General features: G+C 59.6%; 10 protein-coding genes and 4 pseudogenes. 7 read left to right on the forward strand and 7 right to left on the reverse strand.

The features are described 5' to 3' along the window. Both FEV16_RS15070 and FEV16_RS15075 read right to left on the reverse strand, forming a co-directional pair. On the reverse strand, positions 1-4942 hold a 4942-nt coding region (locus FEV16_RS15070; protein ID WP_171015251.1), incomplete at its 3' end, for an autotransporter-associated beta strand repeat-containing protein. Between the two features lie 723 nt (positions 4943-5665). Further along, positions 5666-5792, reverse strand: a pseudogene (locus FEV16_RS15075) (transposase domain-containing protein); the annotation flags it as partial. Here FEV16_RS15075 and FEV16_RS15080 point away from each other — a divergent pair. Continuing rightward, positions 5789-6575: pseudogene (locus FEV16_RS15080) on the forward strand (IS110 family transposase); the annotation flags it as partial. The pseudogenes FEV16_RS15075 and FEV16_RS15080 overlap by 4 nt on opposite strands. A gap of 410 nt (positions 6576-6985) precedes the next feature. Here the strand turns inward: FEV16_RS15080 and FEV16_RS17320 are convergent. Beyond that, positions 6986-7165: a hypothetical protein gene (locus tag FEV16_RS17320; RefSeq protein WP_246657364.1), complete on the reverse strand. Its 180-nt coding sequence runs from the start codon at positions 7163-7165 to the stop codon at positions 6986-6988. On the opposite strand from FEV16_RS17320, the gene FEV16_RS17325 reads away from it, so the two are divergent. Beyond that, positions 7119-7301, forward strand: a complete 183-nt coding sequence (locus FEV16_RS17325; protein ID WP_246657375.1) for a DoxX-like family protein — start codon at positions 7119-7121, stop codon at positions 7299-7301. The genes FEV16_RS17320 and FEV16_RS17325 overlap by 47 nt on opposite strands. Next, a pseudogene (locus FEV16_RS15090) lies at positions 7298-7766 on the forward strand (DUF2269 domain-containing protein). The gene FEV16_RS17325 and the pseudogene FEV16_RS15090 overlap by 4 nt, the downstream one beginning before the upstream one ends. Positions 7767-7795: 29 nt before the next feature. On the opposite strand, the gene FEV16_RS15095 reads toward FEV16_RS15090, so the two are convergent. Further along, positions 7796-8326, reverse strand: coding sequence for a hemerythrin domain-containing protein (locus tag FEV16_RS15095; protein WP_138168441.1), 531 nt, complete (start codon positions 8324-8326; stop codon positions 7796-7798). A 583-nt stretch (positions 8327-8909) separates the two neighbouring features. Between FEV16_RS15095 and FEV16_RS15100 the strand changes: the two genes are divergently transcribed. The 3 genes from FEV16_RS15100 to FEV16_RS15110 all read left to right on the forward strand — a co-directional run bounded on the left by FEV16_RS15100 (position 8910) and on the right by FEV16_RS15110 (position 10345). Further along, positions 8910-9308 carry a PRC-barrel domain-containing protein gene (locus FEV16_RS15100; RefSeq protein ID WP_171015252.1) on the forward strand — a complete coding sequence of 133 codons (399 nt, stop codon included), beginning with the start codon at positions 8910-8912 and terminating at the stop codon, positions 9306-9308. Between the two features lie 306 nt (positions 9309-9614). Next, positions 9615-9818: a hypothetical protein gene (locus tag FEV16_RS15105; RefSeq protein WP_138168443.1), complete on the forward strand. Its 204-nt coding sequence runs from the start codon at positions 9615-9617 to the stop codon at positions 9816-9818. 5 nt (positions 9819-9823) lie between these two features. Further along, complete coding sequence (locus FEV16_RS15110; protein WP_138168444.1) at positions 9824-10345, forward strand: inorganic diphosphatase; 522 nt, start codon at positions 9824-9826, stop codon at positions 10343-10345. A gap of 198 nt (positions 10346-10543) precedes the next feature. Here the strand turns inward: FEV16_RS15110 and FEV16_RS15115 are convergent, their stop codons facing one another. Together FEV16_RS15115 and FEV16_RS15120 are read right to left on the reverse strand one after the other, a co-directional pair. Further along, the gene (locus FEV16_RS15115; protein ID WP_138168445.1) at positions 10544-10870 is read right to left on the reverse strand and encodes a hypothetical protein; all 327 of its coding nucleotides are present in this window, start codon (positions 10868-10870) and stop codon (positions 10544-10546) included. Positions 10871-11082: 212 nt separating this feature from the next. After that, a pseudogene (locus FEV16_RS15120) lies at positions 11083-12098 on the reverse strand (IS481 family transposase). Positions 12099-12427: 329 nt separating this feature from the next. Here FEV16_RS15120 and FEV16_RS15125 point away from each other — a divergent pair. Next, the gene (locus FEV16_RS15125; protein WP_138168446.1) at positions 12428-12613 is read left to right on the forward strand and encodes a hypothetical protein; all 186 of its coding nucleotides are present in this window, start codon (positions 12428-12430) and stop codon (positions 12611-12613) included. Positions 12614-12863: 250 nt separating this feature from the next. On the opposite strand, the gene FEV16_RS17485 is transcribed toward FEV16_RS15125, so the two are convergent. Continuing rightward, positions 12864-12989, reverse strand: coding sequence for a hypothetical protein (locus tag FEV16_RS17485; RefSeq protein WP_281404865.1), 126 nt, complete (start codon positions 12987-12989; stop codon positions 12864-12866). Positions 12990-13102: the final 113 nt, after the last annotated feature.

The following is a 13102-nucleotide window of genomic DNA, read 5'->3' on the forward strand; positions in this document are numbered from 1 at the left end:
CGTAACCGCCGAAGGGGCTGGCCCAGATCGACCAGCGAGGTTCGTAAAGTGCGGAAGCATTTGGTTGGGGCGAACGCGATAGGTCCACGTGAGAAAGCGAGATTTTCTTCGACGCGGCTGACTCATCTGTCGGGTAACTCGCAATGAAGCCGCTTGCGTCGCCTATTTGGCCCTGGTTGCGATTTGGTCCCTGGAGATCAAGCATTTGATACAGGAAGTGGCCCAGTGAACGATATCCGATCTGTTGCGCGCCTGTCGCTGGTTCGCCCGCAGAACTCGCCAAAGCGTTGGTCAAAGCTGTCCCCGTTAGGCCGTAGAGGTTGACGAAGTTTGGCGCCAAGGGAAGGCCCGCGTTGAACCAAGCGTTGATCACATTTGCAACGCCGCGTTGATTCCGCGGAAGAGCGCTCACGCCCCCGGGAATGTCGCCGCCAAGGTTGGCAGTGAGGCTCAAGAAAACGTCGTTTGACGTATAATTGAGACTAGTAATGAAATTCGCGGGAGCGTTGGCAGTGACGAGTCCGGAGAATTTGGACCCGGCGAATCCTCCGTCGGCATGTAGGATAGTATAGTTCTTAACTATGTAAGTGCCTCTTGCAAAAGTCGCGAGCACCGTCCCCGCGAGCGTCGCTGTGCCGGTCACATTGGCGCGGTCGGCGGCGACTGGCGAGACCTCTACGAGGTACTGGCTGCCAGCGCCCAGCGTAAGGTCGCCAACCACCGTGATCAAGCCGATCGAATTGCCCGGCGACAATTCACCATTGATCGTCGCCGAAGGCAGAAATCCGTTGCCGCCGATCACGGCTCCTTGCCCCACCGTCAATCCACTAGAGGAAACGATGGAGCCATTCACGACCAGCTTGCCCTCACTCACCGACGTCGCGCCGGTATAAGTGTTGATGTTTGAGAGAACCGTCGTTCCGGCGCCGGTTTTTTCGATGGCGCCGGTCCCTGAAATAACGCCGCTGACCGTGGACGTGCCAGCGCCGTCCAGGGCAAATGTGCCGTTGTTGACGATGGTGCTCACAATACTGCCGGTGACTATCAGCTGACCGGCATTGATCGTCGTCAGTCCCGTATAGGTATTGTTGCCCGCCAGCGTGAACGTGCCGGCGCCTTCCTTGATGAGGCCGCCGGTCCCAGAGATCGAACCAGAGAAAGTCGTGCTCGTGCCGTCGCCGCCGGTCGTAAGCGTGGCTGATCCGAGAAGGACATTGCCTGCGCCGGCCAGCGAGCCGATTGACTGACTAAAGCCGGCGAGGTCCAAAAATGTGCCGGAGGCGAGCGTGTGTGCGCTGTTGGCCGAGAAGGTGTTGCTGGATCCGGCCCGCAACGTCCCGGCGTTGATCGTCGTCCCGCCCGAATAGGTGTTGGTCCCCGATAGCGTCGTCGTGCCGCTGATCGTCGTCAGGCTCGCGCCGCCGCCAAGAGCGCTGACCGTCCCACCCGTCGAGGTGATCGCCCCGGTGAGCTGGCCATTCGTAAGCGTGCCGCCGGAAAGCGACACCGCGTTGATCGTCTGTGCAAAACCGCTCAGATTCAGCGTGCCGCCCGTGTTGATCGTCGTCGCCGACGCCACGCTGAACGCATTGGCGGCGCCGCCCTGCAGCGTTCCGGCGTTGATCGTGGTGCCCCCGGTGTAGGTATTGGCCCCCGATAGCGTGAATGTGCCTGTGCCTTGTTTGATCAAGCCGGTCACTCCCACGCCATTCTGGATGACGCCGGAAAACGTTGTTGAGGTATTGTTGCCGCCCGCTGTCAGTGTCGCGGCGCTGGCGCTTGAGTTGGTCACCACCCGGCCGCTGCCGCCGCCGGCGCTGGCGAGCGAGCCGATGATCTGATTGAACCCGGCAAGATCCAGGGTTGTGTTCGTATTGAGGGTGTGGGCGCTGGTGACTGAGAATGCGTTCTCCGCTCCGCCCCGCAGCGTGCCGCCGTTGGCGCTGACCGTCGTGCTTCCGCTGTAGGTATTGGTTCCCGTCAGAATGAGCGTGCCCGCCCCGCTCTTGGTCAGCGCGCCCGTGCCGCTGATTGCGCCGCCATAGGTCAGCGCGCCGGTGCGGTTGAACGTCAGCGCAGCGTTGTTGACGATATCGCCGGCGATGCTGCCGGTCGCCCCGTTCCCGATCTGCAGCGTGCCCCCGCCGGCGTTGATCGTCGCGGCGCCCGTGAAGGCGGGGCTGTCGCCGGTTAAGATCAGCGTGCCGGCGCCGCTCTTGGTGAGTGGTCCGCTCCCGCTGATCACGCCGCTCAGCGTCGTTGTGCCGCTGGTCGTGTTGAAGCCGCCGCCGGCGGCGTTAACCGTCACGCCGCGGGCCGAGTTGACGGTTCCAGAAGTCTGCAGCGTTCCGCCGCCAAACGTGAGCCCGCCCGCCGCATTGCCAAGATTGTTGTTATTGGTAATCGCAAGCGTGCCGGCGTTGATCGTCGTCCCGCCCGTATAGGTGTTGGTGCCCGACAGCGTGAACGTCCCCGTGCCCGCCTTTGTCAGGCTGATTGTCCCCGCGCCATCCTGGATCACCCCGGAAAATGTTGTCGACGTGTTGTCGCCGCCCGTTGTCAGTGCCGCGGCGGTCGCATCCGAGTTGGTCACTACACGGCCGCTGCCGGCGCCGGCGAGCGAGCCGATGGTCTGATCGAAGCCGGCAAGATCCAGGGTGGTGTTCGCGTTGAGCGTGTGCGCGCTAGTGGCTGAGAACGCATTCTCCGCTCCGGCCTTCAGCGTCCCGCCGTTGGCGCTGATCGTCGTGCTTCCGCTGTAGGTATTGGCGCCGCTGAGGGTGAGCGTGCCGGCGCCGCTCTTGGTGACCGAGCCGGCGCCGCTGATCACACCGGCATAAGTCAGCGCGTTGCTGCGGTTGAATGTCAGCGCGGCGTTGTCGACGATGTCGCCGGCGACAGAGCCCGTCGTTCCGCCGGCCCCGATCTGCAGCGTTCCCGCACTGATCGTCGTCCCGCCGGTGTATGTGTTGGCGCCGCTGAGGGTGAGCGTGCCCGCGCCTTGCTTGGTGACCGAGCCGGCGCCGCTGATCACACCGGCATAAGTCAGCGCGTTGCTGCGGTTGAATGTCAGCGCGGCGTTGTCGACGATGTCGCCGGCGACAGAGCCCGTCGTTCCGCCGGCTCCGATCTGCAGCGTCCCGGCGTTGATCGTCGTGGCGCCCGTGAAGGTGTTGTCCCCCGTCAGAGTGAATGTCCCTGTGCCGGTCTTCGTCAGACTGGTCGCGCCCACGCCATCCTGGATCACGCCGGAAAATGTCGTCGAGGTGTTGTTTCCGCCGGTCGTGAACGCGGCGGCCCCGCCGGAATTGGTCACCGTTCCCGCGCCGGCCAGGGAGGCAATGATCTGACTAAAGCCACCAAGGTCTAACGATGCCCCAGCGGCGACCGTATGCGCGCTCGCAGACGAGAACGCGTTCGTGGCGCCGCCCTTGAGCGTTCCAGCGTTGATCGTCGTCGCGCCGGAATAGGTGTTGGCCCCCGACAGCGTGAATGTCCCCGAGCCGTTCTTAGTCACGGCGATGGTCGCTGCAGGATTGACGCCGTTCTGAATGACGCCGAAAAACATCGTCGACGTGTTATCGCCGCCGGTGGTGAGGGTCCTCGCCGCCGTGCTCGAACTGGTCACCGTGCCGGCCCCGGCAAGCGACCCGATGGCCTGACTGCCCCCGAACAGGTCAAGGAACGCGCCAGCCGCCACGGTGTGCGCACTGCTTGCTGAGAATGCGTTCGTCGCGCCGGCGAGCAGCGTGCCGGCGTTGACATTCGTCGCGCCGGAATAGGTGTTGGCGCCCGACAGAGTGAATGTCCCTGTGCCGGTCTTCGTCAGACTGGTCGCGCCCGCGCCGTTCTGGATCACCCCGGAAAATGTCGTCGACGTGTTGTCGCCGCCTGCGGTCAGTGTCGCGGCGCTGGCGCTTGAGTTGGTCACCACACGGCCGCTGCCGCCGCCGGCGCTGGCGAGCGAGCCGATGATCTGATTGAACCCGGCGAGGTCCAGGGTTGTGGTCGAGCTGAGCACATGCGCGCTGTTGACGGAGAACGCGCTCGTTGTTCCGGCCTTCAGCGTCCCGCCGGTGAGATTCGTCTGACCCAGATAAGTGTTATTCCCAGTCAGCGTCAGCGTGCCAGCGCCGCTTTTGGTCAGCGCGCCCGAGCCGCTGATCGCGCTACTATAGGTCACCGCGTTGCTGCGGTTGAACATCAGCGCAGCGTTGTTGACGATGTCGCCGGCGATGCTGCCGGTCGCCCCGTTTCCGATCTGCAGCGTCCCGGCGTTGATCGTCGTGGCGCCCGTGAAAGCGGGGCTGTCGCCAGTTAAGATCAGCGTGCCGGCGCCGCTCTTGGTGAGCGGTCCGCTCCCGCTGATCACGCCGCCTAATGTCAATGTCCCAGCCGACGTATTGAAGCCGCCGCCGCCGGCATTGACCGTCACGCCGCGGTTCGACGTAAAGGTCGCCGTAGACTGTAGCGTTCCGCCGCCAAACGTGAGCCCGCCAGATACGTTGCCAAGTCTGGCCTCGGAGTTGATGGAAAGCGTCCCGGCGTTGATCGTCGTCCCGCCGGTGTATGTGTTGGCGCCGCTGAGGGTGAGCGTGCCTGGACCCGCATAGGTTAGTCCGGCGGTGCCGGCCACGACCGAACTAACGGTCGTGCTGCCGCCCGCCAGCACGCTGACGGTCGGATTGACGCCCCCAAGAGTCAGCGTATTGGCACCCGTCCGAGCGACGGTATAGCCGCTTGTATTAAACGTAAGATTATGTACCGTGACCGGCGCGTTGATAGTTACGGCGCCGGCCGTTCCCGCGAAAACGGCATTGTCCAGCGCGGCATTATTCCAAGTCTGGAAAGTAACTCCATTGTACCAAAGCGCGGGAGCCGAGTTATTCCAGTTGCCGGTGCCGCCGCCGCCCGGAGTGACGCCGTTCGCGCTCCACTGCAAATCGGCCGCGTTGACGACAGCGATCCACCCCAGTCCAAATGCAATGATTGCCGTTCCGTGCAGGAGTAAACGGGTCGGACCCGAAAGCAAGATTAAGCGGACGCGATCAACGCGCCGAATGCGAGCGCCGACCAATCTCGGTCCGCCCAATGCTCCCCCCCCCAATCGTTTAATGCCATTCCGAGTTGTGCAACTCGTGCATATTTTTTGTGCGCCACAGGCGTAAGGTTTTCAAATTTAAAAGTACTCGAGCTAATGTACACTGCTTTCAAAAATCCCTGCATGTTACTTAAATGTCACTGTACTGTGTGCATTTTGAAAGGCACGGCTGCGCGCTAAGAGTGCGATTTTACAAGATTATTCTTATCGCAAAGGCAACGCTGCACGCTAAGAGCGCGATTTTACATCATTATTCTTGTGGCGAGGCAAAGGTGTATGCTAAGAGTGCGATTTTACGTAATTATTCTTGTAACCACAGTACAATTGCTTGGCTTACGCTTCAATCGGCCTTCGATATCGTAGTTGTCGATGATTCCAGCCGCTTCTTCCACAATCAGCTCCTGCTCGACTTCTACGTCCGTTGGCCTCCTAAGAACGGGATCAAGCTTGTTTCTGTCGCCCACGAACCCGTTGATCCGATGAGCAACAGGATCCGGTGCTGTTCATGGGTAAGTGCTGTTCCAAGGCCACGTCTTTGAGCGCGACGAGTCGCCCGTAGGTCCTCGGGAGAAGTTCGTCGATCCGGCTATTGAGGTGGCCATTGACGATCTTTTTGAGCGCATCGGCGAGATCAGCCTGCGGATCGACGCCGCAGAGCTTGCAGGTTTTCGATGAGCGAGGCGACGATCGCTCGGGCCGGCGCTGTGTCTGGAGACGCGCCACGTGCACGCGGCGATGTCCGCGCAGCACAACAAGACCGATGCAACAGACGCGCTCGGCATCGTTCATATCGTGCGAACGGGGTGGGTCGAGGCCGCTTTCATCAGGAGAGAGCCGTGCTATCGCCTGCGGCTTCTGCTGACGCAGCGGCGCAATCTCAAACGCAAATTCCTCGACATCGAAAACACGATCCGCCACTCGTTCAAAGCCTTCGGTATCCGGTTGAAAGGAACGTCGCGGGGCAATTTTGAGCAGGCTGTGCGCGAGGCTGTCGCCAACGATCCGCTGACCAGCGAGCTGATGGAAGCGATGCTGACGGCGCGCGCGGCGCTGCGGAAGCAGTATTGTAAGCCGCACGATTTGGTCGTGAAGTTCATCTCTCGGGGTGAACTCTGCCGGCGCTTCATGGCGATCCCCGGCGTCGGCCTGGTGACGGCGTTAAGCTTCATGACGTCGATCGACGATCCGGCGCGATTCCGGCGATCGCGTGATGTCGCCGCCTATTTTGGCTTGACGTCGAAACGGCGTCAGTCGGGGGTCGATCGACGTTCAGGGCCGCATCAGCAAGGCTGGCGACCGCGAGATGCAACGCGCGCGTTACCAAGCAGCCGGCGTGATGCTGACGCGCTTCAAGGGCAATGACAAGCTCAAAGCATGGGGTTTGATGTTGCCGAAACGCGGTTGCCGGCGCCAGGCGACCATCGCCGTCGCGCGCAAACTGGCGGCCGTCATGCATGCGATGTGGCGTGACGGCGCCGGCGATGGCGCGCCAGGCCGACGTCGCCGCGCGGGCGGCCGTCAAAAATCGCAAGCCTCTCGGCGCGCACGCATGACGCAGCAACGCGCACAAATTTTGCAGACGATCACGCAAAACGCGATCGTCCTTGAGCCAGGGAGCTCCGAGCAAGCGGATGAGAATTGGTGTAGACCAAGGACGATGGGAGCACGCAATCTTGCCTGTGGCCGTTCACCCGGACCGCGCCGGAATGCCTGTGATGCGGCGCCGCCGGAGATCCCACGGAATGGACAAGAATGACGGGCATTAAGCCGCAATCGCTCGAGATGGCGCTTGCGGCCGAGCCAGCCGATGTGCGCGAGAAGTGGTTCGCGCGAATCTATGCGCTGAAGCCTCTTATTTTTGCGGTCACGGCGCTCTTCTGGATTTCAACCGCGTTGGTTTCTTTCGGACCAGGATGGGATATTGGCCTGGGGCTTTTGTATGAAGGCGGAATGTTCGGCCCCATAGTCGCTGACCGTCTTCGCCGGCGCGTCATCCGATCTGATCGTCGGCGTCGCGATCGCCTTTCGCCGCACATCGAAGACGGCGCTCGTCGCCGCGCTCATCCTCTCCTTCGTTTACCTTATCCTCGGCACCATTCTTGTGCCGCGACTTTGGATCGAGCCGCTGGGGCCGATGTTGAAAATCTGGTCTGTTATGGTGCTAAACGGCGTCTCCCTGGCGATCGTCGACGACCGGTGATCTATCTTCTCCTCAAATACATTCACATCATCGGCACCGCGGTTTTGCTCGGCGCCGGGGCTGGAATAGCATTCTTCATGCTGATGGCGCACTTCAAGCGCTCTACGCAAGTGATCGCCGGAGTCGCGCGCATTGTCGTGATCGCTGACTTCGTTTTCACCGCATCGGCCGTCGTGGTTCAGCCCGTCAGCGGTGTCCCGCTTACATGGCTCGCAGGCTTATCGCTTAGCGAAGGCTGGATCGCGTTTTCAATCGCGCTCTTTTTTTAACGGGCACCTTCTGGCTGCGGTCGTCTGGATGCAGATGCGCATGCGCGATATCGCGCAAGCCGCGGTAGCGGCGAACGAGCCGCTGCCACAGAGCTACCACAGATTGTTCCGGTGGTGGTTCGCCTTCGGCTTTCCCGCCTTCGGCGCCGTCATGACCATCATATGGCTCATGATCGCCAAGCCGCAGATATTTTAAAATACGCCACCATCGCAGCGAAACGCCTATTAAGAGGCGGTCATTTTTACTTTCATTTCCTTCTTACGTTTCGCGAGCGACGAACCTAGCGCCAAGAGATCGACGCCACTTTCCCGCGCCTCCGGAAAAATCTCATTCTCTTCCTCGCCGACATGATGCATGACATATTCGCCCAGCACCTTGATCTTGGCGTCGAAGAGACGATCGTCTGGCGTCATGGCCTGAATTTCGGCAATTAGCCGTTTGGCGCTCGCATGTTCGACTTCGGCTTCATCGAGCAAATCCCCATCAGCGATGGCGTTGCGGAGAGCGGGATAGAAGATTTCTTCCTCGATCTGCGCATGCAACTTGAGCGCCTGGCAAATTTTGCGCGCTAGCGCCTCTTTCTCGGCGTCATCTTCGAGCTTCTCAAACTCCTTGAACCACGTTTTCACCTCCCGATGATCGTCTTTCAGGATCTTGATCGCATCGGCTGGTTTCGCCGAAGCAAGCGACTCCTTGCGGTTGGTTCTAGACGCAGCCCGTTTGGCGCGGGTGGTGGTGGCGGTTGCCGTTGGCATGCTCTTTCTCCCTGAGCGAAACGGTCGCGCGCGACAATTCGCCTCGGAGTAACCCTTCCGCCAGGAAGATAGTTCCCCAGGAGGAAGCCCGCGTCGCGTCAAATTTTGCCGGCCGGAAATTTATAATTGATAGTTACAAGCGGACCCCAGGGAAACTATGAGTTAGCAAGCACTACCTCCGCTGAAGAATGCGCAGCGGCAAACGGACGCTCGGCGCGCGAAAGCCGGAGACGGCGGAGACATGAACCCTTCACGCGAAGACTTGCCTTCTCTTGCGTAACCTTCCATCACCGCCGTCAGATCGCAGCAAATTGTGACTCGCTGCGGGGCTTCTGCTCAACGATGCGCGCAATGCGCTCAATGCATCGGTCGGAAGTGACCGGGCCTTTTTGCGCTTTCCTTCCGAAGCTGGACAAGAATTCAACTGTTGGGGTTACGATGATTCCGTTAGTCGTCCGCCTATTTGTTGCGGAACCTTTCTAACCGAAGAAGCGTTCAGCTGTCACAGCGACCCGTCGTTTATAAGGCGCAGCAATGAGATGCGTAGCGCGAGTGACGTGTTGCAACCCAAGGAGCACTGAACATGGCCACTGCAACGCCGACCTTCAACCTTATCTCAAGCGAAGACGTCGAAGGCACCGCGGTATATGATCCTTCTGGAAACAAAGTCGGAGAAATCGATCATCTGATGATCGACAGAGTCTCGGGTAACGTGCGTTACGCCATTATGAGCTTCGGCGGCTTCCTCGGCCTCGGGCACAGCCATTACCCGCTTCCCTGGAGCGCTTTTCGGTATGACACCGGTCTAGAAGGCTACGTCGCGAACATCACGGAGCAGCAACTCAAGAACGCGCCGGAGTTCAGCGAAGACAGCTGGACTGACCGCGAGTGGGAAAAGAGCTGGCATGAATATTTCGGAGCCCAGCCCTATTGGCAAGAAGGCGCTGCTACTTCCAGGGAGTCGCGCGAGTCAATGATATAGAGCGTGCATTTTTATGGCGAACCGCGTCCGGCAAGGTCTTCGATCTTGTCGGACCTTGCTATCGTTTGCCTGTCTGTGCGATCCCGCGAGCCGTATCAGATTGAGGGCGAGGATCTCCGGCCATTCCAACTCGGCGAGCGCAAAAGTGCGCCGTCGTCTATGATGCGCTTAGCGCGCTCATATTGCTTGCCGCTCTCGAAACCTGTGCGCTCCCCAGCAAAGGCTCCGCCGGAGCCTCAGCCTCGGGAACAGACGAAGAAGTGCTCTGTTACCTCGGTGAAGGGCTACAAAGGACAGGACAGGCAAATGGACGACCGCAAGGAAATTTTCTCTCATGATTCCGGGAAACAAACACAAAAGCTGGCTCGCGGCGCTATTGAGGAAGCCCGGATGGTGCTTCCGGGAATTCAAGCGCTGTTCGGCTTTCAGCTGATAGCGGTTTTCAACAATCGGTTTTTGGCAGGCTTGCTCCGTCGCTCAACTTGCCGATTTGACGTCTTGTTCAGGTGATCACGATGACTCTTCTAAACGCATTGCCTCGAGTCGATCCTGAGACTGGCGCTGTGTTAGCGGTTGTGGAGACGCCTCGCGGCAGCCGCAACAAATATAAGTATGACGTTGAGCTAAAGTGCATTCGGCTGGCGAGCGTGTTGCCGCAGGGAACCGTGTTTCCTTATGATTTCGGCTTCGTCCCTTCCACCAAGGCTGCTGATGGCGACCCCCTCGACATCATGATCCTCATGGATGAAATTGCATCGGCCGGCTGCGTCATTTCGGTGCGCGTGATTGGCGCAATTGAAGCGGAGCAACGCGCCAAGGGCGGAGATTGGGTACGTAACGATAGATTGCTCGGCGTATCCGTGCAGGCTCATGCCCATGCCAGCATCGAGTCTATAGCCGACATTGATCCTAAGCTCCTCGAGGAGCTGGAGGGATTTTTTGAGCATTACAATCGCCTTCATGACAAAGAATTTCGCGTCCTGGAGCGCGTCGGACCCAAGAAAGCTCTGAAGCTTATCGAGAAAGTGGCGGTGTGAACAGGAGGGCTTTCGTCCACTCCAAAGCATGAGAAGCGGGCAAGCGCCCGCTATAAAATTAGCCTCCCGAGGGCGTCGCGATTTTCAAGTGAAACGAAGCTTTGCCAATAAAACCTCCCGGCGCGTACATCCGGCGACGGGGCGCTCTTAGGAACGGCGAGCGGCCGTCATTGAGCGGAATCTCCGTGTGCGCTTCGTTCAGTTCAAGCGCCGATCGCTGGCGGGCGCCGATTGGCCTGTAACAATCCAATATGGCGACACGTCGGTTTTGTCGCGAACGATTGCGAGTGCGAGAAGGAAAGCAGGTCCGCTCATTTCCTCGTTGCCGTCGAGCCAACTGGCGACCCATTCCGGCGTCTCGGCGAGGAGCGCCGCGAGATCGGCTTCTGCGAGGCCGGCGCTCTCGAGCGGGCGGCGGCTCTTTCGCTCCGCAAAGGAGCGACGGCCGCCGAACGGATCTTCGTTCGCGTCGTTCGCATGCCGCGGTAAAATCCTAGTCACGTGAATCGGATGGCGCGCTTTCATGATCGAATGCCGGTCCTACTCGACGGCGCGACGTTGGAGCTTGGATGGCAGGCGACGAGCCGGGGGCAACGCCCGAGGATGCTCTGCAGCAGTGGATTGCGTCGTCGCGCGTCAACAGTCATGGCCAGCCGCATCGTCCTTATCTGTACTAGCTGATACTCGATCCGACAGTCGGCGCCTGGTTGAGCGATTGGTTTTGATGTCCGACCTTGTCAGGCTGCGATCATTTTCTCCTTGGTCATCGGCATGGCGTCGAGAAAGGTTTGCATCGGCGTTTTGCCGAAACACCGGGGGCCTTGATGCGGGCGCTGTTCGTTATAGTCGCTCACCCAAACGTCGAGATCGGCCTGTAGCTCGTCGATCGAACGATACACTCTTTTGCGGAACGTGACACGATAGAACTCGTTGAGCACGGTCTTATGGAAGCGCTCACAAATTCCGTACGTTTGGGCTCTTGGTCTTGGTTCGCGAGTGATCGATGTCCTCGATCGCAAGATAGAGCTGTATTCATGCCGCTCTGGGTTCCGCAATATTCGCTGCCGCGGTCGGTGAGCACGCGCAGTAGCTTGACATCCTGGCTATCAAAGAACGGAACGACGCGATCATTGAGGAGATCGGTCGCCGTGATCGGCGTCTTGCGATCATAGAGCTTGGCGAAAGCCACCTTGGCATAGGTGTCGATGAAGGTCTGTTGGTAGATGCGCCCCACGCCCTTCAGATTGCCGACATAGAAGGTTTCCTGGGCGCCGCAGTAGCCTGGGTGCTCGCTCTCGAACTCGCCATGGGCCTCCTTCTCTTGTTTGGCCTTTTCCGAGGCGGCGATCTGGGCTTCGGTGAGAATAAGGCGCGCTCCTGAGCCATTTTGGGCCTCGAGCGCCTTCAGCCGCTTGTTCATGGTTTCGAGGTCATGACGCTGCCATACACAGCGCACGCCGGCGGGCGAAATCGTTAGCCCACGCTTGCGTAACTCATTGGCGACGCGGATCTGGCCAAAGGCCGCCTGTTCGAGAGCAAACGCAACGACAGCGTCTTCGACGTCCTCCGGCACCCAGTTCTTCAACGCCAGCTTCTTACGGCTGATCTCCTGTAAGGCCAGCTCGCCGCCTTTTTCATAAAAGCTGTCGCGGCTGTAACCCATGATTTTGCACGCCTGGCTGACATTGCCGAGCTGCTTGGCGAGCTCAAGAAGGCCTACTTTGGCGCAGATGATTTTCTGTTCGGTCGTCACGGTATCCTCCAGTCGCCGAGCGACCCAGGACGCCGTTTGTCAGTTTAAGTCGCACCTTATCGACATTGATCGCCTCTGTTGGTTGAAGTTGATGAACTCCAAGACACAACGATGTTGGTCGGCGTCCCTCACACGCTATGCGCCGACGAGCATCGTTGTGGCGAAGGCCATTCGTAAGAAGCTTGCGTGAGTTTTTCATGATTGAGTACCTCGTCTGGGGGAAGCCTCTCAGCCGGGAACTCTGGACGAAATTTCTTGTTTCGCCTGCCGCCGCGCATCCAGCGCCATCCGCCCCCACGCTCGAGAACATCGGCAAGTAGCTCCAATTTATGCTCGCCGAGATCATCGCCGAGCCAAGGCTACTCAATGTCGCGGTCGGCGAAATGCAGAACGGCGCGCGCATTCACGACGTTGCCGTGCATCAAGTCGTCGCCATTTTGATAGCTGACAAAGCGGTACAGCCTTCATGCTTCAAGATCATGGTTCGCTCAGGCGCGCGCGACGCTGGAAATTAGAATGGTCTGCGTCCTCACCGAGAGGATGAGGGCCCGCTGCCCCTCCCCAAAAGCTCCATGGCATCCTCGGCAATTTCCTCAGGTCCGTCCTGCCCGTCGCTTCCCCGGCGACAGCAAGCATAGCCCGCATCAGCGCAGCTAGATCAAGGCTTATCCCGCGATCAGCGGCCATTTGATTGGCAACGCGGAACGTCTCATCGATCAAATCCCGATGCATACCGGCTACTTTCTCCCTCCGCCATCGTCGGCTTCACCCTCCAGCCAAAACAGTGAAAATCAACAGCTTGATGATGCGGATGGCGAAAATGCCTGCCACGAGCAGTAGGCCGCCGATAGGAAATTGCTGCGCAATGTAACCATGGCGGAGGTCCGTCATCACTGCATCCCCTGCATCCCGCTCACTGCGGTTGCAGCGACGAGCGCGGCGAATTTGGTCCAAGCCTATCCTTGGATCATTTGCTCGCATCGCGCATATTTTTGCAAGGACTT

It is taken from the genome of Methylocystis sp. B8 (assembly GCF_005771425.1).
In the GTDB taxonomy this organism is placed as follows: Bacteria; Pseudomonadota; Alphaproteobacteria; order Rhizobiales; family Beijerinckiaceae; genus Methylocystis.